Annotated in this window: 27 protein-coding genes; 23 read left to right on the plus strand and 4 right to left on the minus strand. The window is 62.2% G+C overall.

Annotated features, from left to right (window positions below):
* Window positions 1–42: 42 nt before the first annotated feature.
* Complete coding sequence (locus ACSU1G_RS25135; protein WP_439282769.1) at window positions 43–294, minus strand: LapA family protein; 252 nt, start codon at window positions 292–294, stop codon at window positions 43–45.
* A gap of 203 nt (window positions 295–497) precedes the next feature.
* On the opposite strand from ACSU1G_RS25135, the gene ACSU1G_RS25140 reads away from it, so the two are divergent.
* The 12 genes from ACSU1G_RS25140 to ACSU1G_RS25195 all read left to right on the plus strand — a co-directional run bounded on the left by ACSU1G_RS25140 (window position 498) and on the right by ACSU1G_RS25195 (window position 15,608).
* Window positions 498–1,781 (plus strand): amidohydrolase family protein, encoded by a 1,284-nt coding sequence (locus tag ACSU1G_RS25140; protein ID WP_439282771.1) that lies wholly within the window; start codon window positions 498–500, stop codon window positions 1,779–1,781.
* Between the two features lie 56 nt (window positions 1,782–1,837).
* Window positions 1,838–2,611, plus strand: coding sequence for an ATP-binding cassette domain-containing protein (locus tag ACSU1G_RS25145; protein ID WP_439282773.1), 774 nt, complete (start codon window positions 1,838–1,840; stop codon window positions 2,609–2,611).
* Entirely contained in the window at window positions 2,608–4,560 is a 1,953-nt protein-coding gene (locus tag ACSU1G_RS25150) for a YhgE/Pip family protein (RefSeq protein WP_439282775.1), read from the plus strand. The genes ACSU1G_RS25145 and ACSU1G_RS25150 overlap by 4 nt, the downstream gene beginning before the upstream one ends.
* A gap of 68 nt (window positions 4,561–4,628) precedes the next feature.
* A complete protein-coding gene (locus tag ACSU1G_RS25155) occupies window positions 4,629–6,038 on the plus strand; it encodes a glutamate decarboxylase (RefSeq protein ID WP_439282777.1) in 1,410 nt (469 codons plus the stop codon).
* A 99-nt stretch (window positions 6,039–6,137) separates the two neighbouring features.
* Window positions 6,138–6,833, plus strand: coding sequence for a hypothetical protein (locus ACSU1G_RS25160; protein ID WP_439282779.1), 696 nt, complete (start codon window positions 6,138–6,140; stop codon window positions 6,831–6,833).
* A 3-nt stretch (window positions 6,834–6,836) separates the two neighbouring features.
* The gene (locus tag ACSU1G_RS25165; protein WP_439282780.1) at window positions 6,837–7,910 is read left to right on the plus strand and encodes a hypothetical protein; all 1,074 of its coding nucleotides are present in this window, start codon (window positions 6,837–6,839) and stop codon (window positions 7,908–7,910) included.
* Between the two features lie 2 nt (window positions 7,911–7,912).
* Complete coding sequence (locus ACSU1G_RS25170; protein WP_439282782.1) at window positions 7,913–9,085, plus strand: hypothetical protein; 1,173 nt, start codon at window positions 7,913–7,915, stop codon at window positions 9,083–9,085.
* Entirely contained in the window at window positions 9,085–9,756 is a 672-nt protein-coding gene (locus ACSU1G_RS25175; protein ID WP_439282784.1) for a GAP family protein, read from the plus strand. Before ACSU1G_RS25170 ends, ACSU1G_RS25175 begins: the two co-directional genes overlap by 1 nt.
* Window positions 9,757–9,759: 3 nt before the next feature.
* Window positions 9,760–10,941 carry a cation:proton antiporter gene (locus ACSU1G_RS25180; protein ID WP_439282786.1) on the plus strand — a complete coding sequence of 394 codons (1,182 nt, stop codon included), beginning with the start codon at window positions 9,760–9,762 and terminating at the stop codon, window positions 10,939–10,941.
* Window positions 10,938–12,656, plus strand: a complete 1,719-nt coding sequence (locus ACSU1G_RS25185) for a cation:proton antiporter (protein ID WP_439282788.1) — start codon at window positions 10,938–10,940, stop codon at window positions 12,654–12,656. Before ACSU1G_RS25180 ends, ACSU1G_RS25185 begins: the two co-directional genes overlap by 4 nt.
* Before the next feature lie 2 nt (window positions 12,657–12,658).
* Window positions 12,659–13,570, plus strand: a complete 912-nt coding sequence (locus ACSU1G_RS25190; protein WP_439282789.1) for a multidrug DMT transporter permease — start codon at window positions 12,659–12,661, stop codon at window positions 13,568–13,570.
* 70 nt (window positions 13,571–13,640) lie between these two features.
* Window positions 13,641–15,608, plus strand: a complete 1,968-nt coding sequence (locus ACSU1G_RS25195; RefSeq protein ID WP_439282791.1) for an FUSC family protein — start codon at window positions 13,641–13,643, stop codon at window positions 15,606–15,608.
* Here the strand turns inward: ACSU1G_RS25195 and ACSU1G_RS25200 are convergent.
* Both ACSU1G_RS25200 and ACSU1G_RS25205 read right to left on the minus strand, forming a co-directional pair.
* Window positions 15,579–16,370 carry a tyrosine-protein phosphatase gene (locus ACSU1G_RS25200; protein ID WP_439282793.1) on the minus strand — a complete coding sequence of 264 codons (792 nt, stop codon included), beginning with the start codon at window positions 16,368–16,370 and terminating at the stop codon, window positions 15,579–15,581. The two genes, ACSU1G_RS25195 and ACSU1G_RS25200, sit on opposite strands and share 30 nt — an antisense overlap.
* Window positions 16,371–16,375: 5 nt before the next feature.
* The gene (locus tag ACSU1G_RS25205) at window positions 16,376–16,933 is read right to left on the minus strand and encodes an HdeD family acid-resistance protein (protein WP_439282795.1); all 558 of its coding nucleotides are present in this window, start codon (window positions 16,931–16,933) and stop codon (window positions 16,376–16,378) included.
* Between the two features lie 250 nt (window positions 16,934–17,183).
* On the opposite strand from ACSU1G_RS25205, the gene ACSU1G_RS25210 reads away from it, so the two are divergent.
* The 3 genes from ACSU1G_RS25210 to ACSU1G_RS25220 all read left to right on the plus strand — a co-directional run bounded on the left by ACSU1G_RS25210 (window position 17,184) and on the right by ACSU1G_RS25220 (window position 20,048).
* Window positions 17,184–18,221 carry a metal ABC transporter solute-binding protein, Zn/Mn family gene (locus ACSU1G_RS25210; protein WP_439282797.1) on the plus strand — a complete coding sequence of 346 codons (1,038 nt, stop codon included), beginning with the start codon at window positions 17,184–17,186 and terminating at the stop codon, window positions 18,219–18,221.
* Entirely contained in the window at window positions 18,218–19,051 is an 834-nt protein-coding gene (locus ACSU1G_RS25215; RefSeq protein ID WP_439282799.1) for a metal ABC transporter ATP-binding protein, read from the plus strand. Before ACSU1G_RS25210 ends, ACSU1G_RS25215 begins: the two co-directional genes overlap by 4 nt.
* Before the next feature lie 115 nt (window positions 19,052–19,166).
* The gene (locus ACSU1G_RS25220) at window positions 19,167–20,048 is read left to right on the plus strand and encodes a metal ABC transporter permease (protein WP_439282800.1); all 882 of its coding nucleotides are present in this window, start codon (window positions 19,167–19,169) and stop codon (window positions 20,046–20,048) included.
* Here the strand turns inward: ACSU1G_RS25220 and ACSU1G_RS25225 are convergent.
* A complete protein-coding gene (locus ACSU1G_RS25225) occupies window positions 20,043–21,083 on the minus strand; it encodes an alpha/beta fold hydrolase (protein ID WP_439282802.1) in 1,041 nt (346 codons plus the stop codon). The genes ACSU1G_RS25220 and ACSU1G_RS25225 overlap by 6 nt on opposite strands.
* A 192-nt stretch (window positions 21,084–21,275) precedes the next feature.
* Between ACSU1G_RS25225 and ACSU1G_RS25230 the strand changes: the two genes are divergently transcribed.
* From ACSU1G_RS25230 to rpsN, 8 genes are all read left to right on the plus strand, one after another.
* Window positions 21,276–21,689: a Fur family transcriptional regulator gene (locus ACSU1G_RS25230; protein ID WP_439282804.1), complete on the plus strand. Its 414-nt coding sequence runs from the start codon at window positions 21,276–21,278 to the stop codon at window positions 21,687–21,689.
* A gap of 38 nt (window positions 21,690–21,727) precedes the next feature.
* Window positions 21,728–22,726: a permease gene (locus ACSU1G_RS25235; protein ID WP_439283123.1), complete on the plus strand. Its 999-nt coding sequence runs from the start codon at window positions 21,728–21,730 to the stop codon at window positions 22,724–22,726.
* Window positions 22,719–23,513 carry a TIGR03943 family putative permease subunit gene (locus ACSU1G_RS25240; RefSeq protein ID WP_439282807.1) on the plus strand — a complete coding sequence of 265 codons (795 nt, stop codon included), beginning with the start codon at window positions 22,719–22,721 and terminating at the stop codon, window positions 23,511–23,513. The genes ACSU1G_RS25235 and ACSU1G_RS25240 overlap by 8 nt, the downstream gene beginning before the upstream one ends.
* Window positions 23,503–25,161, plus strand: a complete 1,659-nt coding sequence (locus ACSU1G_RS25245; protein ID WP_439282808.1) for a hypothetical protein — start codon at window positions 23,503–23,505, stop codon at window positions 25,159–25,161. The genes ACSU1G_RS25240 and ACSU1G_RS25245 overlap by 11 nt, the downstream gene beginning before the upstream one ends.
* Before the next feature lie 18 nt (window positions 25,162–25,179).
* Window positions 25,180–25,842, plus strand: coding sequence for a DNA-3-methyladenine glycosylase (locus ACSU1G_RS25250; RefSeq protein ID WP_439282810.1), 663 nt, complete (start codon window positions 25,180–25,182; stop codon window positions 25,840–25,842).
* 146 nt (window positions 25,843–25,988) lie between these two features.
* Window positions 25,989–26,225 carry a 50S ribosomal protein L28 gene (rpmB, locus tag ACSU1G_RS25255; RefSeq protein ID WP_439282812.1) on the plus strand — a complete coding sequence of 79 codons (237 nt, stop codon included), beginning with the start codon at window positions 25,989–25,991 and terminating at the stop codon, window positions 26,223–26,225.
* Window positions 26,225–26,395, plus strand: coding sequence for a 50S ribosomal protein L33 (rpmG, locus tag ACSU1G_RS25260; RefSeq protein WP_439282814.1), 171 nt, complete (start codon window positions 26,225–26,227; stop codon window positions 26,393–26,395). Before rpmB ends, rpmG begins: the two co-directional genes overlap by 1 nt.
* A 2-nt stretch (window positions 26,396–26,397) precedes the next feature.
* The gene (rpsN, locus tag ACSU1G_RS25265) at window positions 26,398–26,703 is read left to right on the plus strand and encodes a 30S ribosomal protein S14 (RefSeq protein ID WP_241927273.1); all 306 of its coding nucleotides are present in this window, start codon (window positions 26,398–26,400) and stop codon (window positions 26,701–26,703) included.
* Window positions 26,704–26,860: the final 157 nt, after the last annotated feature.

A 26,860-nucleotide genomic window follows, 5' to 3' on the forward strand; every position in this document is an offset into this window, starting at 1 on the left:
ATGTCCCGTATGAGCTCTCGTATGGCGCCTGGCGCATACTCGCTACTTCTTTCGTGGTCGAAACCAAGGAAAAAGAGAACCAATCACGACACCGGTGATGAGAATAGCGAGGAACCATCCCCAGGCAGGCATGGTGAATTGAAGAAAAAGAAAGCGCAGCGTGGCAGGACCAACGTTGGAGAATACGAACGAAAGTGCCGCGATTCCCAGGATGATTGCGATAATTGCCCTACTGTTACTCGCGGCGCGTTTGTTGGCTGTGGTGTCCGACGCGGGAGGCTGCTGGTTAGTCATGCGTACTCTTTCTGCGCGCTGTCAGTGGGAATAACGGGAGATTCCGCGAACGGAATCTTGGAACGGACACTACCCACATTTGACTCTCGTCCGCGAGAGGGTGAAACCAGGGTGAAGCCGGGATGAATAGGCGGATGATGCAGAGGGCGATTTTTTAGAGCTTCGTCTGCACTGCCTTGTCGACGGCTAATAAGGTCACCACCATGACCCCAGCGACCCATGCACCGCAGAGAATGATTATTCGCAACGTCTGTGTTTTTGATGGCGTGAGCGATCGTACTCAGGACAATATTGATGTCCTGATAGAGGGCCCCCGAGTGGTGGCCCTCACTTCTTCCCCCGTCGCAGGCGGCGCATCGGATGGCGCCATCGAGATCGACGGTAAGGGAAAATTCCTGATGCCCGGCCTGAGCGATGCCCACGTGCACCTCATGGGTAATTCGAACAGCATGCTTGATTTCGTTCAAGGCGCAACCGGTGCGCTATACGGCAATACGATCGCCGAGGCGAAGCGAATGCTGTTGCGTGGTTTCACGACCGTGCGAGACATGGGCGGTGACACTGCGCCGGTGAAGGCGCTGATCGACCGCGGCACGTTCGAAGGTCCGCGCATCTTCCCCAGCCAGGCGATGATCTCGCAGACGTCCGGTCACGCCGACTTTGCGTTCGTTTACGACGTACCGGAAGAATTCGGTGGCAAGCCGAGTCGCACGGAGGAGATTCACTTCACGCGCGTCGCCGATGGTGTTCCCCGCGTCCTCGCTGCCGTTCGTGAGCAGCTGCGCATGGGCGCATCCCAGATCAAACTGACCCTTGGTGGTGGCGCAGCGTCGATGTATGACCCGCTGAACACCCTGCAGTACACCCCTGATGAGATCAAAGCGGCCGTTGACGCCGCGAGTGATTACGGCACCTACGTTGCCACGCACGTCTATACGCCGGCCGGAATCCGCCGCGGCATCGAAGCGGGCGTGAAGTCGATTGAGCACGGACACCTGGCGGACGAAGCCAGCGTTCGCCTCATCGGCGAATCCCAGACCTGGTTGTCGATGCAGCCGTTCGCTGAAGACGATCACCACTACCCCGACCCCGTTCGCGCGGGGAAGAACACTGAAATCTGTCACGGAACCGAGCAGGTATACGAATGGGCGAAGAAATACGGGGTGAAGACGGCGTGGGGCACTGACCTGCTTCTTGAGCCGCAGTCGGCCCCACGCCAGAGCGTGATGGCTGCGCGGCTGGGCGACTTCTACAGCAATGTTGAAGCGCTCAAGATGCTCACCTCCGGAAACGCAGGACTGTTCGAGCTCTCCGGCGAACGCAACACGTATCGCGGCGGAAAACTTGGCGTCATCGCTGAGGGTGCGTGGGCAGACATGATTCTGGTCGATGGAAACCCGATTAATGACCTCTCTCTGATTGCAGAACCGGAGGCGAACTTCAAAGTGATCGTCAAGAACGGTCACGTTGTAAAGAACGACCTGTAGGCCGTCCGGCCCGCCGTATGCGCGCGGGAGAAGTTCGTTCTGAAAGAGGAGAAGACATGGAATCGCACTCGGATGCATCCGAATCCGTCGCCGTGCGTGGCGCGCAACCGCGACATGCGGCACCGACGACGAACGACATTCTCATCGATGCACGAGGCCTCGGTGTAGAAGCCTCGTGGGGTCACATTTATGGCCCGGTCGATTTGAAGGTGCAAAAGGGTGGTGTGACCGTGCTGGTCGGCGCGGGTGGGCGTGGACGAACGTCGTTGATGCTCACCCTTGCCGGTCGGATGAAACCGTCAGTTGGGTCTCTCACCGCATTCGGCCAAACCAACAAAGACCATAACCTCTTCAACAACGCCGCCATCGCCAATATTGATGAGGTCGACGGCATCACGCAAACAATTCGCGTGCACGATATTGTCACCGAGCAAATTCGTTGGGCTGCACGCTGGTACAACTGGGTTCCGCAGTCGACCGAAGCAGATCTGGAACGTATTTGCCGTCCGGTTTTCGGCGATTACAAGCTTCCGACGATGAACGCGATGGTCGAGGAACTTCCTGAAGTGACGGCGACACTCTTCCGCATCGCGGTAGCGAATATTCGCAAGCCAGAACTTCTGGTCGTCGGTGGTATCGACACGCTGCACAGCGTGCGGGGTGCACACACGGTTCTTGATCGCTTGGTTGCCCTCGGGAAAGAACAGACGGTCATCACTGCCGACGTAAACGGTGTTGTGCGAGAGAGCGGGGTTCGCGAGTTCGTCGAGGTTCCCAATCTGACTGACAAAGAATTCGCGATCCTCGAGCAGGAAGGCCTAAGCCGATGATTGCCGCATTTTCTCCCGGCAGTGATTTCAAGCGGTATTACCGCGGACGGATGCCGCGTCTCGCACTGATTGTCATCATCATCATGCCGTTGATGTACTGCGCTTTGTACCTTTGGGCCTTTTGGAACCCGTTCGGTGAAGTAGACAAACTTCCCGTCGCGATCATCAACGTCGATGAGGGAGCCACGGTCGACGGTGAACGTACGGACGCCGGCGTTGATGTGGTGAAGGGGCTGATCGAGTCGAAGCAGCTCAACCTCTATGAGGTCAGTGAGAAAGAGGGCGTCGACGGTCTTGCTCACGGCCGGTTTGCCTTCACCATCACGGTCCCTAAGAACTTCAGTGAGTCGGTGACTTCGGCCGCCACAGACAGCGCTCACCAGGCGACTCTGATTTTCACGTACAACGACGCGAACAACTACCTCTCGACCGTTATCGGGCAGGACGCCGCTGAAAAGGTCATCAATCAGGTCAGCGCCCAGGTGGGTGAGCAGATCTTCGAGAAGGTGTTGGGCGTTGCTGAGGGCACGATCCCGAAGCTCCGTGAAGCCGCCGCGAAGGTCGATGAGCTGAACACCGGCATGCAAACCGCGAACGATGGTGCTCAGAAACTGGCCGAGAACCTGGTCACCGCTAAGGACGGCTCAGCGACGCTGGCCGACGCACTGGACGAACTAGACAACGCCGTAAACGGTGCGGTCTCCCAGGCGGAGACGGTCATCAATAGCCAAGGCCTCACCGGCACTGAACTGCGCCAAGTCGTGCAGCGCATCACCGCGAACACCAATCAAGCAGCTGAAGCCCTCAACACGGTGGCAGACAAGCGCGATGAAGCGGTGGCTCGGCTCGACGCCATCATTGACGAGCTGGCAGCTGGCGACGAGATCCAGCAGGACATTGGCATCCGTCTCGCTGACGTACGCAACTACATTGCCGATAACTGGCTCACGCAAGATCTCACGAGTACCTTCGCTGCGATCCAGCAAGACGTCGACATCATCGCTGCTGAACTCGATAACCAGAACAGTCGTGTCAGCGTGATTCTGCGTTCTGTTGAAGACGGTGGCATCCAGCGTGATCTCGGGAAGGTGCAGTCGGCCGCAGGCCAGCTTCGCTCCGGTGCAGACCAGCTGTCGTCCGGTCTGGTTCAGCTCAGCGCCGGCGCAACAGAACTTGCCGCCGGCACCCCGCTCCTCGCCGCAGGAACGGATCAGCTCGCTGAAGCCGTGAATGAGGGTATGCAGTTCATCCCCTCATGGGACAGCACACAGCAGGGCAATTTCATTAAAGCGATTGCTGACCCGGTGGCGCTGAAGGAGATCACAAACAACGAGGCGAAGACATTCGCCTACGGGTTCGCTCCCTTCTTCATCGGCCTCGGATTGTTCGTCGGCTCTCTCATCGCGTGGATGCTCTTCACCCCGTTGCAGGCACGGCCGCTCGCCCAGGGACTTGGATCATTCCGCGTCGTTCTCGCTTCGTTCGTGCCCACGTTCTTCGTCGGAACTCTGCAGGCGGTTCTGCTCTTCACCGTCTTGTACTTCGCGCTGGGTCTAAAGATGGTCCATCCGCTCGGAACCCTGGGCTTCATGGTCCTGATGGTGGCGATGTTCTTGGCACTGATTCAGATGTTCAACACACTGTTCGGCCCCGCGGTCGGACGTGTTGTCACCCTGATGTTCTTGATGATCATGCTGACATCCGCCGGCGGCATCTACCCCGTGCCGGTGACCTCGGTGCCGTTCCAGTACATCCACCTGTTTGACCCCATGACGTTCACCGTCACCGGCCTCAGGCAGCTCGTAGTGGGCGGCGTCGATTCCAGGTTGTGGTCCTCGATCGCCGTGATCATCGCGCTGACAGTCGCCTTCATCGCGGTCTCGACCTGGGCTGCCCGTCGTAACAGGCAGTACAACATGGACCGTCTCTATCCGCCCGTGGAGGTATAGCTCGATTCCGCGAGGGGCGAGCCATACCGACATCATCCCCATCCTCGATACAAACCTTGGAGCGAAAAGTGACTGCTAACACCTCCCACGCTCGTCAGACGACGAACATCGATCCCACGACGAGCTTGAATCCTGTTTTCGTGCGACCCGGCGAAGCAACAGAGTTCGACAAGTTCGTGATGCCGGAGAACTCGAGCCTGCCCGAGACCGCTTACCAGATCGTGCACGACGAAGCGATCCTGGACGGCAACTCCCGGTTGAATCTCGCCACGTTCGTCACCACGTGGATGGACGACAAGGCAAAGCAGATCTATGCCGAGGCTGCCGACAAGAACATGATCGACAAGGACGAGTACCCGGCGACAGCGGCGATCGAGGATCGTTGCTGGCGGATGCTCGCTGAGCTCTGGAACGTTCCGGACACGGCCGACACGATCGGTACCTCCACGATCGGTTCATCTGAGGCCTGCATGCTCGGTGGCCTCGCATTGAAGCGTCTCTGGCAGCAGAAGCGCAAAGCAGAAGGCAAATCCACCGAGAAGCCGAACCTCATCATGTCGGCGGCCGTGCAGGTCGTCTGGGAGAAGTTCTGCAACTACTGGGACATCGAGCCGCGCTATGTGCCGGTCACTCCGGATCACATGGTGCTCGATGGGTTCGAGCTCGAGAAGTACGTAGACGAAAACACCATCGGTGTTGTCGCGATTCTCGGCCAGACCTTCACCGGCGCTTATGAGCCTGTCGAAGCGATCGCCAAGAAGCTCGATGAGATTCAGGCGAGCACCGGTCTTGACGTCAAGATCCACGTCGACGGTGCATCAGGTGCGATGGTTGCACCGTTCTGCCAGCCCGACCTCAACTGGGACTTCCGTATTGACCGAGTGAACTCGATCAGCACGTCCGGTCACAAGTACGGTCTCGTCTACCCCGGTGTCGGCTGGGTTGTCTGGCGCAACCAGGCAGTGATGCCGGAGAGCCTGATTTTCCACGTGAGCTACCTCGGGGGCGACATGCCGACCCTGGCGCTCAACTTCTCGCGTCCCGGTGCGCAGGTGCTGTTGCAGTACTACCAGTTCCTGCGTCTGGGCCGTGAGGGCTACCGTGCGATCCAGCAGAACTCGATCGACGTGGCCACCTATCTGTCCTCTGAGATCGCGAAGATCGGCCCCTTCGACCTCATCAGCAAGGGGGACACGATTCCGGTCTTCGCCTGGGTGCTGAAGCCCGGGTACACCGACAAGTGGAGCCTGTACGACCTTGCCGACCGCCTGCGGATGAAGGGGTGGCTCGTGCCGGCGTACCCCATGGCCGACAACATGTCGGACATGGTTCTGCAGCGCATCGTCGTCAAGCTCGGACTCAGTCGCGACCTCGCGACAGCGCTGCTGTCAGACATCAAGGGAGAGGTGCTCTTCCTCGAATCGCTACAGACTCCGCTTCCTCGTGAGGCCGGTAGCGGGTCACACTTCCACCACTGATCTGAGTGTGTTCCGGGGAGGAAACCGATCAGGCTTCCTCCCCGGACCTATCCCACGATGGCGTCGTTGTCGTACCAAGAGAGAGATGGAGCACTGAGCATGAGCGTGGCAGCAACGAATATCGGACATCCACGCAACCGTTTCTTCGTGCCGACGGTGGCGAAGCAGTGCTGGGGCTTCATGATTGGTTCTGCATTCTTTGCCCTGGGATCTGCCCCTGGCCTGAGCGAAGCTCTCGGCAGTACGGGGTCGAATCTGCTTTTCTTCATCGGGGCATGGTTCTTTACGACGGCAGGGCTCATCCAACTGTTTTTGAGCGGCGCGATGGCGGTTCCGGTCTCGTACGCTCCCGGGCGGATGGTTCGGGCCGAGTGGCTTGCAGCGGCAACGCAGTCCTTCGGCACGCTGCTGTTCAACGTCAGCACAACCAGTGCGCTCTATGCCAAATCAGTCTCGGCGCAGGAACGCCTCGTCTGGAACCCGGATGCCGGTGGTTCAGTGGGGTTCCTCGTGAGCGGTGTGCTCGCTTTCGTGGCCTACGCCCACGTTTCCCAGCTGTGGGAGCCGTCCAAACGGGCGTGGTGGTCGGTATTGATCAACTTCGTCGGATGCGTTGCTTTCGGTATCTCGGCGGTTGGCTCGTACATTCTCTCGAGCGGCAACGTCGTCAACGGATCGTTGGCCAACTACGGGACGTTCATCGGGGCTATTTGCTTCCTCCTTGCCTCCCTCATTGTGCTGCCGCAGTGGGATCGCCGGGCACCCGCTGCCCGAGTCTCTGCAGAAACCGGGTGAGCCGTGGCGAACTCCCTGCGCCAGCGCTGGCGCACATCCGACAGCGAATCGTTCGCACTGATACTTGCGGTGTCTGCGTTCGTGGTGAGCGGGCTCATAGCCGTCTTGTGTTTCTGGGGTCGAGAACTCCCCATCTCGGGCCATCAATCGGTGGGGGAGTTTGCTTCGATTGCCGCCGCGATTGCCGCGGCGCTCTCTTTCGCCGGGTCGCGATTGGCGGTGCGCCTTAGATTGCGGTCTCGCGCTGGTCGAGCCACGAGAGTACGTTTTCAATGGTTCGATCTGGTGGCATTGTCGCTGGCTCATGGCGTGATCGCGCTTTTCGGATCGATCGGGCTGGCCGCGGTCATGCAGCAGAGCTTTCTCGGAGCGACGCTCTATGCCGATCCTGCCGCTGCGATCGTCGCCGCGATGACGGCGCTGAGTGCCTATTGCGCTTATCTCAGCGGGACGGCCATGTCTCCCCGGCATCTGTCACTGGTGCTCGCGGTCTTTCTTGCGGTGGGAATGATCACCGCAATGTTGAGTTCAAGTGACCCGCTTTGGTGGCAAATGAACCTCTCCGCGCTCGGAATCACACACGACATCTCGTCGCTCACTTTCAACCTGACATTGATCGTGTCGGGCGTCATCATCACGACGATCGCTCGCCTTGCAACTGAGGGCCTGCCTTTTTTCACTTCGTCTCAGGTTCGTCGTCGACGCATGGTGTGGGCGCTCTTCGTGCTCCTTGGCGCGATGCTCTCATGTGTCGGGTTGTTCCCCGTCGATCGGTTCTTCCTCATTCATAACACCGTGGCAACGGGCATGATGGTTGCCTTCGCGGTGCTGACAGTCGCGCTTCCGTGGCTCGTCCCCAGCATGCCGCGGGTCTTCCTCGTGCTCGGGTTTGTTTTCGTTGCCGTCATCATCGGGCTCGTGGTGCTCTTTGTAGTCGGGATCTACAACCTCACCGCCGTTGAACTCGTGGCATCGATGCTCATCTTCACTTGGATCATTCTCTTCCTGCGCAACGTCGAGTCGACCGGCGAGAACATAGCAGGCGCCACCGGGTACAAGCGGTACCGAGAGGAATGATCATGACAGGTCCCGTCGACGGTGCGGCTCTTGCACAGCGAGTGCAAGAGCTAGAAGTTGAGAACGCGAAACTCAAAAGTAAGAAAACATCGTCGAATCCGGTTGCGGGTGCCCGCTGGCGCAGCGTGGTCTCGGCTGTGTGCATCGTGGTGGCGTCGATCCTCGTTCCGGCGTCAATCATCGGCGGATGGGCGCGGATGCAACTCGTCAACGAGGATGCGTTCGTTGCGACGCTGGCGCCGCTCATCGACGATGCCGCAGTGCAAGACCTCATCGCTGACGAGACGATGTCCGCCATCCGCGCACAGGTTGACTTCGGTGTGCTTACCGACGAACTCTTCGACGCGATTGTCGACCTGGGAGTGCCTCCCCGCGCCTCCGCGGCACTAGATATCCTCCGTCAGCCGGCAGCTGATGGCCTCACGAACATCGTTGAATCGACACTCGCCAGCGCAGTCGCATCCGATGTATTTTCCGACGTGTGGGCTACCAGCGTGCGAGGCGCACACAAAGCGCTCACCCTCGCATCCACCTCTGATGGCGGCGGCATAATCGTGCTGTCGCGGGACGGTGTGGGTATTGCGACGGGTCCTCTCATTGCGGAACTCAAAGAGACGCTCACCAATCGCGGTGTCGCCGTCGCTGCGCTCATCCCCGCAGTCGACCGCACCATTGCTCTCGGCGACGGCGAGGCGCTCCTCACGATCCGTGCCACCTATGCGCTTGTCGAGACCACCGGGCAATGGCTGCCCTTCGTCACGATCGGGCTCTTCGCGCTCGGTATTGCGTTCGCTCGCCGCCGAAGCACGGCGGTCGTGGGGGCGGGGATCGGTACGGCACTGGGAAGCGGGGCACTCGGAGTCGTACTGCTGCTGGGATCGGCCGGTGTCGGCGTTGCCGCGGGCGAACTTGGCCTGGCGCCCCGAGGGGTCGAAGCGATTTATATGCACCTCACCGGCGGCATCAGAAGCAGCGTGTGGCTGTTCATGGTGCTCGGCATCCTGATGGCGATCGGCGGATGGGTCTGTGGGCGCTCCGCACTTGCGCTGAAGACCCGCGGTGCTGTTGTAGCCGTCACCGCATCAGTACGTCAGAACCTGGCTGAGCGCAGATCGCGCAACGCACAATCGCGCAGTGATGCGCTGGATTCTTCAGAAAGCAAGGTGCAGCTCTGATGCTTTCACTACTCGGAGATATTCTGACTCTCGGCGTCGCCATTGCCATTAGCCCACTGGCGATTGTGGCCGTTATCCTCATGGCTACCTCAGGCAAGGGCCGCACCAACGGCACCGCTTTCATACTGGGGTGTTACACGCTTGCCGTACTGCTGGTCGGTGTGCTCGTTCTCATCGGGCGTGCATCTGGGGCGGATGACCCAGACTCCGGTGCGAATATCACCGTGGACGTTCTTGAGATTGTGCTCGGTGCGGGGTTGCTTGCGCTGGCCTTTCACCAGTGGGGCAAGCGTCTGGAAACCGAGCCGCCAAAATGGATCAGCGGCCTCGACCACCTGAGCATAGGGAAGGCGTTCCTGCTGGGGGTGCTGATCTCGGGCCCGCTCTCGCCTAAGGACCTACCGCTGCTGATCGCAGCAAGCGGAAGGATCTCGCAGGCGCGTCTCCCGGTCGAGGAGGTCATCCCAGTGATCCTCATCTTCGCGCTCATCGGGGTCAGTGCGGCTGCGATTCCTTGGTTGATCAGCGTCATCTCACCGAATTCGGTGGAGCGTCGCCTCACGGGGGCGAGGACGTGGCTGCTGGCGAACCATTCCGTGGTGATGACAGTGCTTTTTGTGATCCTCGGATTCAAGTTGATGGGCACGGGAATCGCCGACCTGGCGAGCTGACCGATGGATGCCGTGCTCTGGGTGGTCCCGCTTCTTGCGGTTACTGCACCGCTCCTCGCTCGCGGACTTTCCCGGTGGGTGAGTATCCCCATCGTCGTGTTCGAACTTCTCCTGGGGATCATGGCTGGCCCGAGCGTGCTGGGGTGGGCCGGCCCCTCGCTCTTCATGGGCACACTTGCGCAACTCGGACTGGCGATGCTGTTCTTCGTTGCCGGCTCCGAGATCGACTTCGCATCTCTCAAGGGGCGCACCGGGCGAAACGCCACTTTCGGGTGGCTGCTGAGCATCGCTATGGGGCTGCTTTTGGGATGGCTACTCGCCCCCGGTGCAGCAGCCGTCATTATCGGTGTGGCACTGTGTTCGACCGCGCTCGGCACCGTTTTGCCGATCTTGCGTGATGCAGGTGAAATGCGCACGCCATTCGGAGCGGCGGTAGGTGCCATCGGCGCCGTCGGGGAGTTCGGTCCGTTACTGGCGATCTCGATCTTCCTGGGAGGTCGAGATCTCGGACCCGCCACGGCCGTGATGGCTCTCTTTGCGCTTCTCGCAGGTCTCGCGATCTGGCTGTCGATTCGAATTCCTACTGGAGCGATGCACCGATTCATTAACTCGACGCTGCATACCTCGGGCCAGTTCGCGATCCGTGTTGTCTTCCTTATCTTGACGGCACTGCTCGCGTTGAGCCTCTTCCTCCGCCTGGATATGCTGCTCGGTGCGTTTGTCGCCGGTGTCGTATGGCGACTCCTTATGCGCGATGCGAGCGAACATGATCGCCATGCTGTCGAAAGCAAAATTGAGGGTGCTGCGTTCGGATTCCTCATCCCGCTGTTCTTCGTTTACACCGGTGTGACGTTCGATCTGGCTGCGTTGATTGAGCGGCCGATTCTGTTCGCCATGGTCCCTCTCGTTCTTGTTGCTCTGCTCGTAGTGAGGGGACTACCTTCTATGCTCGCGGCGCCTGCCGGGGCCGGGTGGCATGAGCGTATTTCGATCGGGCTCCTGGGCGCCACCGGGTTGCCGATCATTGTGGCGGTCACCGCAATCGGTGTTTCCAGTGGAGTGCTGGACCCGGCGATGCAGTCGGTCTTGGTTGCCGGAGGAATGCTCTCTGTACTAATACTTCCGGTGATCGCGATGGCTATTCGCGGTGCGCGCACGCCCGTTGAGCAGGGGAGCACACTGTGACATTAGAGCTGTTGGTCGTCATCCTCGCCGGAGTCATGGTGATCGTGTTGGCGCACGTTCTCTCCAGCCGAATCGGCGTCGCCGGGCCCCTCATCCTGGTAGCGATTGGTCTCGCCGTCGGTCAGCTTCCGTGGGTGTCTGCCATCTCTGTGGCGCCGGAGCTCATCCTGGTCGGGGTGCTCCCTCCGCTGCTTTACTCGGCGGCGGTCTCGGCTCCAGCGATTGAGTTTCGTCGCGATCTGAGCACCATCAGCGGTCTATCCGTGTTGCTCGTGATTATCAGCTCACTCGTGCTCGGACTCTTTTTCTACTGGATCATCCCCGAGATCGGATTTCCGCTCGCCGTTGCGCTGGGGGCGATCCTGAGCCCGACGGATGCCGTAGCGACATCCGTCGTTCGCAAACTCGGAGTGCCGCGCAGAGTCGTCACGGTATTAGAGGGCGAGAGCCTTCTCAATGATGCAACCGCACTCGTTCTGCTGCGCACTGCCGTCGTCGCTGTGGCGTCCGGTTTCTCGCTGCTGACAGCGGTCGGCTCATTCATCTGGGCCGTGCTCGCGGCACTTCTGGTTGGAGCATTCGTAGGGATGCTGGCGCTGAGACTTCGCTCGTGGACCACCAGCGCCACCACCAATACCGCGATCGGACTCACTGTCCCTTATCTCGCCTATCTGCCCACCGAAGCCCTCGGAGGATCAGGGTTGGTCGCGGCCGTGATCGCAGGAGTTGTGTGTGGTCAGGGTGCGCTGAGATGGCTGACACCAGAGCAGCGCACATCAGACAAACTCAATTGGCGCACGATCGAGTTCTTGCTTGAGGGTGCCATCTTCCTGATCATGGGGCTCGAACTGTACGGCATTGTCGAGGACAGCCGGGCAGCGGATCAGGGACTACTCGCGGGACTCGGTATTGCCGCACTCGCCTTCGTCATTTTGATGGTGGTGCGAACGCTTTACGTCATCCCGGTGCTCAGCGTGCACAGCGCGCGGGTGAAACGCGCTGTGCAGGGCCGCATCGATGCGAGCACAGCAGAGCCAGAGGACGATGACGATGACGCGGAACGTACCTCTCGCTGGCGAAACATCGGGGCAGCTCGCGCGGCACGTAGCCCGAAGCACCTCGGAAAGTTGCGCGCAGATATTGATTACTTCGACGCCTCACCGCTCACCTGGAAACACAACACGATCATCGTGTGGGCCGGTATGCGCGGCGCTGTGACTCTCGCCGCAGCGCAGACGCTCCCGGAAAATACCCCCAAACGTGACCTCATCATCTTCATTGCCTTCGTCGTTGCGGCTGGCAGCCTTTTGCTTCAGGGCCTCACCCTGCCATTCCTGGTGCGAATGCTGGGTCTGATGCGGCCCACAGGAGACGGGCCACCCCGCGCCGAGATTCGTGAGATCGATCGTGAACTCCGCGATACCGCCCTCGCCGCACGCGAAAGCCGTGCACTGCTTCGCGCAGATGAGACCGAGTTCTCTGACGACGTGTTCGCTCTCCCCGGTTCGTGGTTTGTCACTTCGCGAGATACCGAGGACCAACCAGATAGGTCGGAGGAGCTTGCCTTCGAACTCGCGCTCGTCGGAGTGATGCGCGCTCGCCTTCACGAACTGGGCCGGTCGGGACGGCACACGACAAGCGCACTGCGATATGCCCTCGATGAGCTCGACGCCTATGAGATCAGCGTCAAACTCCACCTCGGAAGCGAGAAATAGCTATGGAAATGGGATCAGTTCCGCTCATCGGGATCGTGCTGGCTCTTGCCTCCGCGGCCGCGCTCGCCGTGGGTAACCTGTGGCAGGCTCGCGGCGTGCGAACGATGGAGCTTGACTTCAGTCAGCGCCAAGAAGGTTCGAAGGCAATGCGCCTTGTTCACGAGCGTTTCTGGTTGCTTGGAGCCCTGCTCCTGGTTGTCTCGATCCTCTTTCAGATGGGGAGCCTTACATTCGCGCCGTTGATGGTTGTGCAACCCATCGGCGTCACCGCTCTCGTCTTTACGGTGTTGCTCACCTCGATCGTCGCGAAGCGCGCTCCGAAGGCGGCGGTCGTCAGGGCGATCGCTACCTGTGTCATAGGCGTTGCGGCATTCGTCACAGTCGCAGCAGTCGTGAGCACACAGCACGCGATCACAGATGTGCAGCTGGTGGCAGTTCTGGTGGTTCTGGTGAGCGTGCTGGTTGTGACCGGCATCGTCCTCGTCGTGGGGCGAAGCCGGCCGACACCGAGGGTGCTGTGGGTCTTGCTCGGCGGGGTGTATTCGGGCTTCGTTGCGACGCTGGGCAAGACCGTCATCCTGCGCGTGCAGGCGGTATGGAAATCCCATAACCTCGCTTTCGACCTCTCGAATCTCCTCACAATCGGATGCCTTGTTGGTATCGGTGTGGCGGGCGCGCTGTCGATCTACTTCACCCAGCGAGCGCACGCCACGAATCGCCCCGAAGTCGTCGTTGCAGGACTCACCGTGATCGATCCGGGTGTCGCCGTGGTGCTCGCGATTACGATCCTCGGCGAAGCAAGCGGCGCCCCGCTCTGGGCAGTGATCGCGTTTGTGGTGGCCGGGGTGGTATCTGTCAGCGGAGTGTTTGCACTCTCGAGGGCAGAGAACGCTCAGGTCAGCGTTGACAGCTGAGGTGGGCCACAGCGGGTGGGTCCGTGCCCTGGTGCGATTGGCTCCGGCGCGGATCCAATGGGAACGAGTGGTGCTCGCAGCCATCGGAATCACCGTGCCGGTTGGTCTCACCCTTCTGATCAATCCACACAACGCGACGGTCCTCGGCGCCGGAGCGTTGGCGTCTATGGGGGCCTTGGTCGGATCGGTGATGGATACCGGCTCAGCTGGCGCCGAGCGCGTGCGAAAAATCGCACTGGTGACGGCCGCGGCATCCGTCGGCTTTGCTCTCGGCACCCTGGTTTATGGCCACTCCGCCTTGACCCTCTTGGCGGTGATCGCTGCCACCCTCGTTTCTGGGCTTTCCGGATCGATCGGCCCGGTCACGTCCAAAGCCGGGTTGTACTTCCTGATGTACGCCGTCACCGCCGCTAACGCAGACTTTGGCCTTCATTCGCCCTGGCTGGCGCCACTGCTTTTCTTCGCAGGCGCGCTGTGGCGGCTGTGTCTGACGGCAGTCTCGGCCGCGCTTATCGGAGTGACACTTTCGCCCGAGCGCAGGGTCGTTGCTCAGGTGTACAAAGCGCTGGCTACTCAGCTGCAGGCGCAGGCGGGGGCAGCGGCGAACGGCGCCGGTGTAAAACTGACGACCGCCCTCGATGACGCATACGACACACTGGTCGCATCGCGAACACACATCGCAGCTCGCGATACGCGTTGGCAGGATCTGGTCACGATCCTGAATACCTCTGCGCCCGTGGTTGATGCTGCGATTGCGATGGCAACAAAGCAGGTGACCCCCGAGAAAGACGCGATCGTGTTTCTGCGGGGGATCGCCCTATGGATCGCTGATCCGAAGGCCGCGCTCCCCGAGCTCGCGGAGCCGCCCGTAGCGGACTCCGCGAGTGCTGAGGCCCGCGCTCTACGTGCGGCTCTCGAACGCGTGAACAGAGTAGCCACTCAAATCTCCGCCTCTGATTCTGAGCGTTCCGAGCAGCTGGTCGATCTCGATCTTCCTGCCACGCAGTCTTTCGCAGACCTGCTGCATCGCATGGAAAGGCCGCTGTCGGCCGGAGCCGAGACGTGGAGATTCGTCGGTCGGCTCGTGTTGTGTATGGCTATCGCGCAGGGGCTATCCCTGGCACTGCACTTGGACCGCCCTTACCTCGTCATGCTCACCGTCGCCCAGGTGATGAAACCAGACTTCGGATCGATTTTTGCGCGGGCCGTCCAGCGTGGCTTCGGCACGTTGATTGGTGTTGCTGTCGCCGCGCTGACGATCTCGATGCTTCCGCTCGGAGGGTGGCAGATTCTCGTCATCCTGTTGTTGGCGGCGCTGGTGCCGATCACGATGCCGCGAAACTTTGGGCTATATTCGGCCATCACCACGTCGTTGGCCGTGCTGCTGGTGGAGATTCACGCCGGAGCGAGCTCCGGGCTCGTCGACTCGCGACTGTTGGATACGGTGCTCGGGTGTGCGATCGTCTTGCTGATCGGGTATCTGCCGTGGCCGGCTACGTGGCGTGCGCCCCGGCATCTAGCGGCCAATGTTGCGGGGCTTGTTCGATCCGTGGCCCGATATGCGGGAATCGCGCTGGTGGATTCTGCAGGGCAAGGCAGCGCTGCTGCCAGTAGCGAGGAGCGTGCGGCGGCCGCCCGCAGGGCAACCTACCGTCAACTTTCTGACATGCGCACGCTGGTCGCGCGATCGCTCTCCGAGCCGCGCACTGCCGACGCCGCGGCGACCTGGATGCTCGAGATCGCCGCGTTGGAGCGGGTCACAGATGCGATCACCGCGGCAGCGACAACGGAAGCTGCCTCTGCTGTCGCCATCAATCGGCGAGATGCCGAACGCGCGCAGGCCGCGCTGATGGAGCTCGCCGGAGCGATCGATGCAGGTCAAGCTCCGAGGCCGTTGACGGCCGCGACTGCCGGGCCTCTCGCACTGCTGGACGACGAGATCTCATCCGCGCGAGAGGCGGCTTCGGCGTGGTCTATGCACCGCAGAAGACAGCGCAGAGGCGTTCGATCACGCCGCGAGTCGGGCGCGGAGCATTGATAGCTCGTCAGCGGTGAGGCCGGCCGAGCGGAGATAGCCCGCAGAATTGCCATCTCGATCGTCGACCCAGGTAAGCGCTTGTTCGATCGCCTCCGGCGGGGTGCCAGTCACGAGCGCGCGCAGAGCGGGAGTGAGCTCAACGCCGTAGGAAGTGACCATGTGAATCATTGCGTCGGCCCAAGGCCCCGCAAGGTTTTCCTGGGAGATGGCGTAGTCATCAACCACTGCAGCTCGTTCGACACCAGCAGCATCGAGCATGAGAGCAGTTGTGAGGCCGGTGCGGTCCTTGCCTGCGGTGCAGTGCACCAGCACGGCGCTCGGGGACGCATCGTTCGATGCCGCGATCAGGCGAGCAACCTGAACAAATGCGGTGGCACTCTGCTCGAGCATCCCCGTGTAGAGATCGCCCAGGGTGGGCACCTCGAAACTCGCCGGGGTCGCCTGGGCTGCCGGGGATGAGCCGTTCGGGACCAACTGTTGTGCCATATCCGCCATCGCCCCCTGCAGGATAGGAAGCTCGATGACGCGGATCGGACGCGAGGCGGGGATGCGATCGGGTGCGACCGTTCGCTCTGACGGCGTGCGAAAATCCACGATCACGCCGATGTCGGTCGCGGCGAGTGCATCCAACCCGCTCGGGGTCAGTGACGCGAGCGCATCTGAACGGAACAACACCCCAGATCGCGTGACGCCGCCGCCCTGAAGAGGCATGCCGCCGGTGTCGCGGAAGTTGTAGAGACCTTCAATTCCGGAGCCGGTCATGGGGGTCAACCCTTCTTCCCGAAGGTGAATGCTCGGATGATGTTGATGATTCCGAGCACACACAGCGAGATGCCGAGCATCCACCACAGCACAGCTGCGCCCCACATCGGGGAGAACATCAGCACGACTCCGGCGATGATGCTGAGAATTGCGAAGAAGATCGACCAACCGGTGGGGGAGGAGCCGCCGAGCGTGGAGATGGCGACGATGCCCTCCACAATCCACATGATGCCGACGATCAATCCGAGCAGCACGGCAAGCGCAACGGTGGTTTGTGACAGGTTCATGAACGCCACGATGCCCGCGATGATGAACACTGCGCCCAGTACGACATGACCGATTCTTGGCCACGTGCGCATGCCTTTACTGAAAATACCGAGGCATGCATAGACCAGGCCAGAAACGAGTGCGTAGATCGCGATGATCGCGGCAACAATGATTGCGGATTTGCCTGGCCATACCAGGATCAGAATTCCGACGATGAGAGCGAGCAGACCGCCCACACCGAGTGCAGTGCGAATGCCGTTGAAAGTTGTCTGGGGAGTAACAGCTTCTGTAGTCATTTGATTACTCTCTGGTTGGCTGCTCAAACCACGATCTGGGGAATCGTTGGGCGATGTTCTGCTCGCACAGCCAGCATGGCGAGCAATCCTCCTGCTTTCCATGTGAGGCGAGAAAGTTCATCCCTGCTCTCACCCGATGCTTCATCCCCTGATAGCCCGGTGCGGGCATCGGTCGGCACGCCTGCCCGCTGCGGCGAGCACTCGCACTGCCGTGTTGAGAATGGTTATCATTAGCGTGTACAGTCGAAGTATGAAGAAGCCCGTCGTCACCCTTGCACTCGCATCCGTCTCCGCTCTTGTCCTGGCCGGATGCTCTAGTCCTGCAACCTCGGCGGGCGCCGACGACGGCTCGATCCAGGTCATCGCGAGCACCAACGTGTACGGTTCGCTGGCCGAGCAGATCGGCGGCGATCGGGTCGAGGTGACCTCGATCGTCACCTCCGCCGCGCAGGATCCGCACTCCTATGAGGCATCCGCTCGTGATCGCCTCTCTGTGCAGAATGCCGAGCTCGTTATCCAGAACGGCGGCGGATACGACTCCTTCATCGACACGCTGCTCGGTGATTCTGACGCCCATGTGCTCACCGCCGTCGAGTTCGCGCACGGCTACCCGGGCAATGAGGGCCACGAAAGCGAGGGCCATGAGGATGCTGAAGATGACCACGCCGCCGAAGAAGAGCACGGCCACGCCGAAGAGGCTGACGGGCACGAAACCGACGACCACGCCGACGAAGACGAGCACGCGGGCCACGACCACATCGAGGGCTTCAACGAGCACGTCTGGTTCGACCCGCACACGATGATCCATGTGGTGGAAGGCATCGCCGAGGAGCTGACCGAGCTCGACCCGAAGGGCGAAGCCGATTTCACTGCCGCAGCCGACGCGATCGTCGCTGAGCTAGAGAGCTTCGAAGCAGACCTCGAGACGCTCGGTGCTGAGGCAGACGGAGCATCCGTCTTCATCACCGAACCGCTCCCCGGCTACATCGCCACGGCCGCGGGCCTCACCGATGTCACCCCCGTTGGCTTCGCCGAATCGGTGGAGGAGGGCAATGACGTCGCCCCGGCGACCCTGCTCGCAGCCCTCGAGGTGATCGACAGCGGTGACGTGCAGGTTCTGCTCACGAATGCGCAGACCGGTGGCGCCGAAACGCAGCGAGTCGAAGACGCAGCCGAGGCCGCTGGCATTCCCATCGTGACCTTCACGGAGCTGCTCGAGGACGGATCGTCGTACGCTGAGTGGATGCACGATGCGATCCAGAACCTCGCCGACGCACTCCGGTCGTGAGTGCGGGCGACACTGAGCGCGCTCCGATACTCGAGATCCGCGGCGCTGCACTTCACCGCGGCAACCGTGAGCTGTGGTCAGGGCTCGATCTGACCGTCGAACCAGGGGAGTTCATCGCGGTGCTCGGCCCCTCCGGCTCTGGTAAGACGACGCTCATGCGGGCGATCCTCGGTCTGCAGTCGCTCAGCGAAGGCAGCATCCAGGTCGCAGGCTCCCCGGTGCGCCGCGGAAATCCGCGCATCGGTTACATCCCGCAGCAGCGGCCGCTTCCTCCGGACACCAGCATGCGCGCCCGTGATGTCGTGGCGCTGGGCGTCAACGGCACCCGGTTCGGCCTGCCGATCCCGCGTCGCGGTGACCGCGCTCGTGTGGATGCTCTGCTCGAAGGTGTCGGCGCATCCCACTTCGCGGATCGGCGTGTGGGGCTGCTTTCCGGTGGGGAGCAGCAACGGCTGCGTGTCGGTCAGGCCCTTGCCGATGAGCCCACTCTCCTTCTCTGCGATGAGCCGCTCTCGAACCTCGACCTCGCCAATCAGCTGGGCATCACCGACATCATCGACAGGCAGCGCCGTGAGCGTGCGGCCGCGGTGCTGTTTGTCACGCACGACATCAACCCGATCCTTGGCCGCGTCGACCGCATCCTCTACATCGCCGGTGGTCGCTTCGTGCTCGGTACCCCCGAAGAAGTGCTGCAGAGCAGGGTCCTCACCGACCTGTATGGCACCCCCGTCTTCGTGCTGCGCGCGGGCGACCGCCTGGTGGTCGTCGGCGTCCCAGATGCGGAGCCGCATCACGATCACGGAGACCACGACGCAGGAGATGCCGCATGATCGCCGCGACTGTGGTGTCGCAAATTCGGAGATGTGCGCGATCTTCGGAGGAATCCCGCGAATCTCTCCGAAGAAGCTGCGCATTTCCGAGCGTGGCGCACGCGGAGGACCACGCATGATCGCCGCGACGGGCCTGTGGCAGGCCGTCGACTGGAGCGACGTCTTCTCCTTCCAGGATTACGGAGCGCTCGTCGCTCTGCTCGCCAACTCGATCATCGCTGGTGCCGTGCTTGGCATCGTGGGTGGCCTGATCGGCGTCTTCGTCATGCAGCGTGACCTCGCCTTCGCCGTGCACGGCGTGAGCGAGTTGTCATTCGCCGGAGCTGCGGCGGCACTGCTGTTCGGTGGCAGCGTCGTCGCTGGATCCCTCGGCGGTGCGCTGGTCGCGGCGATCCTGATCGGAATCCTCGGCGCCAAAGCTCGTGATCGCAACTCGATCGTCGGCGTGCTCATGCCGTTCGGCCTGGGCCTTGGCATCTTGTTCCTCTCGCTCTATGACGGACGCAGCGCGAACCGCTTCGGTCTGCTCACCGGGCAGATCGTCTCGGTGTCGAGCCCCGACCTCGGTTGGCTGATCGGCATCAGCGCCTTCGTGCTCATCGGGCTGCTGCTGATGTGGAACCCGCTGCGGTTCGATTCACTGGATGCTGTCGCAGCTTCTGCCCGCGGCATCCCGACCCGGGCGCTGAGCCTGGCGTTCATGGTGCTGCTCGGACTCATCGTCGCCGTCGCCGTACACATCATCGGTGCGCTGCTGGTCATGGCGCTGCTCGTGACACCGGCCGCGGCCGCGATGCGCATCAGCGCCGGACCCCTGGCTGTGCCGCTGCTGGCCGCGCTGTTCGGTTTCGTCTCGGCGGTCGGTGGCATCCTGCTCGCTCTCGCCGGAACCCTCCCCGTGAGCCCGTACATCACGACCATCTCATTCCTGATCTACGCGGTGTGCTGGATGGTGCAGCGCTCGCGGGCGCGCGTGCGGCGCTCCGCGCGTTCATAACTCCTCAAAAACTGCGAGCGGCCCGGCGTCGACTGTGGCGTGCGGAAATGCCAGGTTCACGAGACTCACGACGAACTTTCCCGGCTCTTCATGCATGCTCAGGTGTGCCGAATTTTCGAACCAGACGACCTCTTTCGAGGGGGCCGATACCTGCTCTATCCAGCGCTCGACAGGAGGGGTCGGTGTCGTCCAGTCATGACGCCCGAGGAACTGGAGAATCGGCACATCGAAAGCGATCCGGTCCCGTGCGTCGAAGCGGAGCACTTCGGGAAGCAGCGTGGGCATGGTCGCCTGCTGCCCTGCGTCGATCAACTTCAGTTCGTCGTCGGTGTAATACGGTGACAGCTTCTCCGAGCCCCTGAGGTAGGCAGACTCTGATCGATACGCGGATAGTCCTCCGTAATGCTGCGACCATTTCCTGCAGATCATGACCCGCTCAATGGTCAGCGGCTGAGTGCCGGGATACTCGCCAAGCGCGTGAAGCTCTGCGAGAGCCTCTTCGTTTCGATCCGCCGTTGCGCTTCGTATCGCGTACTCGAAGCACTCCACCTCGTTCTCCGTACCAGAGACCACTTGACCGACGCCGATGTATCCCCAGAGCAGGTCGGGTCGTCTCTCAGCCACCGTGATTCCGACGATCGTCCCCCAGCTGTGTCCGAGAACGCCCACTTTCGACACCCCGAGCTCACCCTGAATCCACGCGATCAGTTCCGTCAGATCGTCGACGTACCTGTCGGGGTTCAGATCCATTTCATCGTTCAGGGTTGCTGCAGATTTGCCGCTGGCGCGCTGGTCATAGTTGACGACAGTGAAGTAGTCCTCGACTGCTCGCTGCCATATCCAGGACGACGGCAGCGAGGGAAGCGCTGGTCCGCCGTGGCAAACGATGAGCACGGGATTCGTCGTGCTCCGACCACGGATCGAGACGAACTGCTTGATGCCTCCGAGTTCAACATACGCGGAGCGGTCGATCGCTCCAGGGTTGGGAATCTGGCAGAGATCCACGATGACAGCGCGGCCTGTTTCGTTACTCATGCTCATCAGCCTAGAAAGGCCGGTTGGCTCGCACCATCGGCTGAACCCCCGAGAAAACCGCTGTTAACCCTCCTCTAAACTCTCCGGTTTCGTCGCGCAACTCCCGGGGGATTTCCCTACCCATCCCCTAGGGGTCGAGCCGGCCACGGGGCACCCAGCCGGTAGTGATCCGGACGGCCTAGAATCGGCGGTATGGCTCAGCGGAACACCTGGCAACGCGAGCGAGTGCGCGACGCGCTCTCCGATGCGCGCGGTTTCGTGAGCGCGCAGAGCCTGCATGCCACGCTCCGCGAGGAGAAGACCGGCATCGGCCTGGCCACGGTCTATCGCGCGCTGTCCGGGCTTGCGGCATCAGGCGACGCCGACTCGCTGCAGAGCCCGGAGGGTGAGGCGCTCTACCGTGCCTGCTCGACGGAGGGTCACCACCACCACCTAATCTGCCGGTCCTGCGGACTGACCGTCGAGATCGAAGCCAAGGAAGTCGAGGCCTGGGCGCAGCGCACTGCATCGCTGCACGGCTTCAGCGAGGCCGAGCATGTCGTCGACATCTTCGGGCTGTGCACTCCGTGCGCCAAGCAGCGGGCTGCGGCAGAAGGGGCGGCGTGAGCACGGTCACTGCGAGGCGCTCTGGCGCTTCGGCAGGGATGCCTGCACGGCGCAAGCCCCGCTCGCCGTGGCTCGCCCCGCTGATCGGCATCGCCGTCATCGCCGCTCTCTTCCTGATCGACCGGTTCGCGCCGGCACTCTTCCAGGACTCACTGCCGCACCGCGCACAGGACGGGCTCACCCTTGCGCTCAGCGTGCTCATCGAGGCGTTGCCGTTCATCGTGCTCGGCGTCGTGCTCTCGATCGTGGTGCAGGTCTGGCTGCCACCGGACACCATCCAGCGCTGGCTGCCGAGACAGGGGTGGGCTCGCCGGGCCGTGCTATCGCTGCTCGGGATGCTGATTCCCGTCTGTGAGTGCGGCAATGTGCCCTTCGCCCGAGGCTTGATGATGCGCGGCCTCGCGCCTGCGGAGGCCATGACCTTCCTGATCGCGGCACCCATCGTGAACCCGATCGTGATCATCACCACGCATGCGGCGTTCGGCTGGGATGGTGGCATCCTCATCGCCCGACTCGTCGGCGGCTACCTGATCGCGAACCTGATCGGCTGGATCTACAGCCGCCACCCCGCACCCGATGCCCTGCTCACTCAGCAGTTCACTGCCACGTGCGAGCGCATCACGCACGAGCACGGCACCCCGACCAAACGCAGCCTCACACAGTTCCTCGTCGAGTTGCGCGCCGTCATGCCCGCACTCGTGATCGGCTCCGCGCTCGCCGGAGCCGTGCAGGTGCTGATACCGCGTGATGTGCTGCTGTCGATCGGATCGAATCCGGTGCTGTCGATCGTCACGATGATGGCGCTGGCGATGACGGTCGCGATCTGCTCCAACGTGGATGCCTTCTTCGCGCTGTCGTTCGTCTCGACGTTCTCGTCGGGTGCGCTGATCGCATTCCTGCTGGTGGGGCCGCTGGTCGACATCAAAATGCTGGCGCTGCTGCGCACCACGTTCACGGCTCGCACGCTGGTCGGCGTCGTCGCGGTGGTGCTGGCGAGTGCCTTTGCGATTGGGATCGGGGTGAACGTCTTTGGCTGAGTCGCACGCATCCGCCCCCTCGCGCTGGCACGCCGTCGGATCCCGGTGGCTCGGCCTCGGCCTTGCCGTCGTCATCTCGGTGGTGACCATCGGACTCGCCGTGACCGGCCGGCTCACCCTCTACATCAGCCCCGAATCGATCTGGTTCGCCTGTGTCGGGGCGGTCGTCGTGCTTATCGGTGCGATCTGGTCGTTCACAATCCCGCTCGGTGAGGAAACGGATCACGGGCACGATCACGGACATGTGGATGCTGATGGAAAGGATGCCGCGGTACCCCGGCGCCGAACCCTCAGCATCGTCGGCACTGTTTCGGCCGGCGTCATCGCCAGCGGTGTCGTCGTCGCAGCCCTCGTGCTTCCGCCCGCCTCGCTGTCCGTCGAGCTTGCGATGTCGCGCGCCGGCGCTGACGGTGCGCTGTTCGCCGGAGCTGACACTCCGACTCTCGGGGTGGCTGACACGACGACCTTCGGTATCGGGGAGTGGTCGAGCGTCTTCGCGACTGCCTCGCGCCCTGAGACCTACGACGGACAGGCCGTCACCCTGACCGGTTTCGTCACCCCCGGCGGAGAATCGGATGCGGTGAACCTCACGCGCATGATCATCACGCACTGTGTGATTGATGCCCAGCCTGCTGCGGTGCCGGTCAGCCTCGAGGCGGGCGACTACGGCACCGGACAATGGATTGAAGTCACCGGCACCATCAAGGCCGACTCCGATGGCTCGCTGCGCGTCGTACCCACCTCGGTGGTCGCGATCGATGAGCCGGGGGATCCCTATGAGTACTGAGGATCAGTCGACGCCTCCCCGCACCCGTGCCGAGGCCAGAGCCGCCCGCGAGGCTGCTGAGCAGGAGTTGGCGGCGCAGGATGCGCCGGCGCAGGATGCCCCGGCGCTCGCGCCCGCGGCGACAGAGCGCACCGTGCCGGCCATTCCGGAAGCGCCTGCCGACGATGTCTTCATCCCGGCGCTCGCTGTTCCCGTCACCGATCCCGAGTCCCGGACCGCCGAGCCTGTCTCGGCATCGGAGCAGCGTGAGCCGTCCGACGCATCCGAACGGCCGACCGCCCCGAAAGACCGCCGCTTCCTCTACACGTTGCTCGCCGTCGTCGGAATCCTCGTGGTCGTCGCCGGTGGCCTCAGCGCCGTCAGCCTCACGCAGGGGCCGCGGTTGAGCCAGGTGCAGGTCGATCCGAGCGAAGCGATCGAGGTCTCCGGCAGCCGCGTCATCCTCACGGCAAACCAGTCGCTGCAGGAGATTGACGAGGCGCAGGTCACTGTCGAGCCCGCGGCGCCGTTCACGATCGATGCCGCGGGGCGAAGCATCGGCGTCCGCTTCACCGTCCCGCTTGACGACGCGACGAAGTACACGGTCCGCGTCGCTGACGTCACCGGCACTGGCGGAGGGCCCACGTCCGAGCTGGCGACGAGTTTCACGACTCCGGCGACCGAGATCTTCCTGCTCAACAGGACAGACGAAGACGACTCGATCTTCCGTGCCGACCTCAGTGGTGACGGGGTTCCCGTCTTCACGCATCCGCGTATCAATGATTTTCGCGCCACCGCCACGAATCTTGTCGTCGCCGTCGAAGATAACGACGGCTCGAGAATCCTCGTCATGAACCGTGATGGCAAGAATGTGCGCGAGTTGACGCTGCCTGGAGATGGCTATGTCAGCTCGGTGCAGGTCTCTGATCGCGGCGGTCTGGTCGGATACATCTACACTGACCGTGAGATCAGTGAAGACAGCGGCCGCGCAAGCGTGCTGGTCACCCAGTCGCTTAGTGGTGGAGATGAGCCGCAGATCGTGCAGGTTGGCGAGGAAGAGGCCAGCATCGCGGAGTGGCAGTTCGTGCCGGATTCCGCTGCCGTGCTGTTCATCGACTTTGCGGGAACACTGTCGCTCGATGATCGCGCGGGGGATGCCGGAGCCCAGAACATGGGCATCGCGATGCATCTGCTCGGAGTCTCGCGCGGCACTTACACCGCCATCATCGAGCACATCGACGGCAGCATCGTGGAGCTGAACCTTGCCGATGGCTCGCAGACTCCGCTCGCGGCATCCGACCCCGACTACGGACCGGCCACGACCGTCACTCCCTACCCTGGGGGCACGCTGCGTCACGTTGTTTCGCGCGATGAATCAGGGCTGCCGACCGGCCAGGCGATCATCCGCGTCGATGATGACGGGGTGGCCACGCCGCTGCTCGAGGTCGCCGCCGGTAGTGCGATTTTGCAGGCGTGCGCTTCGCCCAGCGGGCAGTATGCCGCCGTGACTGTCGCCCCGGATCTGATCGAGAACGCGTACGACGACTTGCTCGTGTCCCTGCCGAAGACCCTGCAGACGCATCTGCTTGACCTGCGCTCGGGTGAGGAAATGCCAGTGCTCACCGGATTCGACATCTCGTGGTGCCGGATGGCCCCGGGCTTCTTCTGAGCACATGGTGCTGATCCCATGACCCTGCGCCGTGCGACCAGGGCAGAGCTTGCGGGACTGCCGCTCGAAGTTGCGCCTCGCCTGCTCGGCGCCGAGCTTCGCACTGTTGTTGATGGGCTGACGGTGGCGCTGCGCATCGTCGAGGTTGAGGCGTACCACGGGCAGGGGACGGGTGATGCGCCAGACCCCGGGTCGCACGCGCGCATGGGGCGCACCGCCCGCAACGCCACGATGTGGGGCGAGCCGGGGCACCTCTACGTGTATCTGAGTCACGGCATCCACTCCTGCGTCAATGTCGTGTGTGGCCCCGACGGCCTCGCCGGAGGTGTGCTGCTGCGCGCGGGTTCGGTGATCGAAGGGGCGGATGCTGCGGCATCCCGATCCGGCAGGGCAGGGCGCGATCTTGCCCGCGGACCGGGCCGATTCGGTCAGGTGTCTGGCCTGCGGCATCCACTTCATGACGGGATCGACGCAATCACCGGCGATTCCTTGAATGGCGCGCGTGCGCAGCTGTGGCTCGGCGATCCAGTCGCAGGCATCGCGACCGGTCCACGCGTCGGAGTCGCCGGCATCGCAGGAACGAGCGCGTTCCCCTGGCGGTTCTGGATCGAGGGCGACCGGTCGGTCTCGCCATTCCGTTGGGGCCGAGGCGCGGCCGGAAGTCAAGCCATGCTAAACTGAATCTTTGTCTGCGCACACTCCTGTGCGTGGTTCGTGTGTTGTAGCCCTTTCGCCTGCTGAGCTAGTCGAAGTACGAGGGGCGCGGCACGCAGACAAGGGATCTTGGGTGAGGCCGTCCGGTCTCACGGTAATGAAGGAGTAATCACATGGCAGCAGTGTGCCAGGTGACAGGAGCCATTCCCGGTTTCGGTCACACCATCTCACACTCGCACGTTCGTACGAAGCGTCGCTTCGACCCGAACGTGCAGAAGAAGACCTATTTTGTGCCGTCTCTCGGTCGTAAGATCACGCTGAACGTGTCCGCCAAGGGCATCAAGGTGATCGACGTCCGTGGCATCGAGAACGTGGTCAAGGACCTCCAGTCGAAGGGTGTCAAGCTCTAATGGCTAAGAAGTCACAGGACATTCGTCCGATCATCAAGCTTCGTTCGACGGCAGGCACTGGTTACACCTACGTGACCAAGAAGAACCGTCGTAACACCCCCGACCGCCTCGTGCTGAAGAAGTACGACCCGGTCGTCCGTAAGCACGTCGAATTCCGCGAGGAGCGCTAAGCATGGCGAAGAAGAGCAAGATTGCTCGTAACGAGCAGCGCAAGGTCATCGTTGAGCGCTACGCAGAGCGTCGCCTCGAGCTGAAGAAGACCCTGGTCGACCCGAACGCAACCGACGAGGCCCGCGAGGCCGCACGTCTCGGACTGCAGAAGCTGCCGCGCAACGCGTCGCCGGTTCGCGTCCGTTCGCGTGACGCCATCGACGGTCGCCCCCGTGGAATGCTGACGAAGTTCGGCATCTCGCGTGTGCGCTTCCGCGACATGGCACACCGTGGCGAGCTGCCCGGTATCACCAAGTCGAGCTGGTAAGCATCGCTTGAAAAGGGGCGAGGATCTTCGGATCCTCGCCCCTTTTGCGTGTCCGGAGGCGCATCTGGAGGTGCATCCGTTCGGGAGGACTCCGCCCGAATGGGAGGACTAGAACGTAGCATCCGCTCCTCCCGAGACGGTGATCTCCTCCCGACCG

The sequence above is a fragment of the Microbacterium sp. A93 genome (assembly GCF_051842835.1).

Coding starts and splice junctions, on each gene's coding strand:
- ACSU1G_RS25175 (WP_439282784.1), top strand. CDS start 9,085: ATGCTTTCACTACTCGGAGATATTCTGACTCTCGGCGTCGCCATTGCC.
- ACSU1G_RS25220 (WP_439282800.1), top strand. CDS start 19,167: ATGATCGCCGCGACGGGCCTGTGGCAGGCCGTCGACTGGAGCGACGTC.
- ACSU1G_RS25160 (WP_439282779.1), top strand. CDS start 6,138: ATGAGCGTGGCAGCAACGAATATCGGACATCCACGCAACCGTTTCTTC.
- ACSU1G_RS25200 (WP_439282793.1), bottom strand. CDS start 16,370: ATGACCGGCTCCGGAATTGAAGGTCTCTACAACTTCCGCGACACCGGC.
- ACSU1G_RS25235 (WP_439283123.1), top strand. CDS start 21,728: ATGCCTGCACGGCGCAAGCCCCGCTCGCCGTGGCTCGCCCCGCTGATC.
- ACSU1G_RS25180 (WP_439282786.1), top strand. CDS start 9,760: ATGGATGCCGTGCTCTGGGTGGTCCCGCTTCTTGCGGTTACTGCACCG.
- ACSU1G_RS25250 (WP_439282810.1), top strand. CDS start 25,180: ATGACCCTGCGCCGTGCGACCAGGGCAGAGCTTGCGGGACTGCCGCTC.
- ACSU1G_RS25145 (WP_439282773.1), top strand. CDS start 1,838: ATGGAATCGCACTCGGATGCATCCGAATCCGTCGCCGTGCGTGGCGCG.
- ACSU1G_RS25140 (WP_439282771.1), top strand. CDS start 498: ATGACCCCAGCGACCCATGCACCGCAGAGAATGATTATTCGCAACGTC.
- ACSU1G_RS25150 (WP_439282775.1), top strand. CDS start 2,608: ATGATTGCCGCATTTTCTCCCGGCAGTGATTTCAAGCGGTATTACCGC.
- ACSU1G_RS25205 (WP_439282795.1), bottom strand. CDS start 16,933: ATGACTACAGAAGCTGTTACTCCCCAGACAACTTTCAACGGCATTCGC.
- ACSU1G_RS25230 (WP_439282804.1), top strand. CDS start 21,276: ATGGCTCAGCGGAACACCTGGCAACGCGAGCGAGTGCGCGACGCGCTC.
- ACSU1G_RS25170 (WP_439282782.1), top strand. CDS start 7,913: ATGACAGGTCCCGTCGACGGTGCGGCTCTTGCACAGCGAGTGCAAGAG.
- rpsN (WP_241927273.1), top strand. CDS start 26,398: ATGGCGAAGAAGAGCAAGATTGCTCGTAACGAGCAGCGCAAGGTCATC.
- ACSU1G_RS25225 (WP_439282802.1), bottom strand. CDS start 21,083: ATGAGTAACGAAACAGGCCGCGCTGTCATCGTGGATCTCTGCCAGATT.
- ACSU1G_RS25210 (WP_439282797.1), top strand. CDS start 17,184: ATGAAGAAGCCCGTCGTCACCCTTGCACTCGCATCCGTCTCCGCTCTT.
- ACSU1G_RS25190 (WP_439282789.1), top strand. CDS start 12,659: ATGGAAATGGGATCAGTTCCGCTCATCGGGATCGTGCTGGCTCTTGCC.
- rpmB (WP_439282812.1), top strand. CDS start 25,989: ATGGCAGCAGTGTGCCAGGTGACAGGAGCCATTCCCGGTTTCGGTCAC.
- ACSU1G_RS25245 (WP_439282808.1), top strand. CDS start 23,503: ATGAGTACTGAGGATCAGTCGACGCCTCCCCGCACCCGTGCCGAGGCC.
- ACSU1G_RS25135 (WP_439282769.1), bottom strand. CDS start 294: ATGACTAACCAGCAGCCTCCCGCGTCGGACACCACAGCCAACAAACGC.
- rpmG (WP_439282814.1), top strand. CDS start 26,225: ATGGCTAAGAAGTCACAGGACATTCGTCCGATCATCAAGCTTCGTTCG.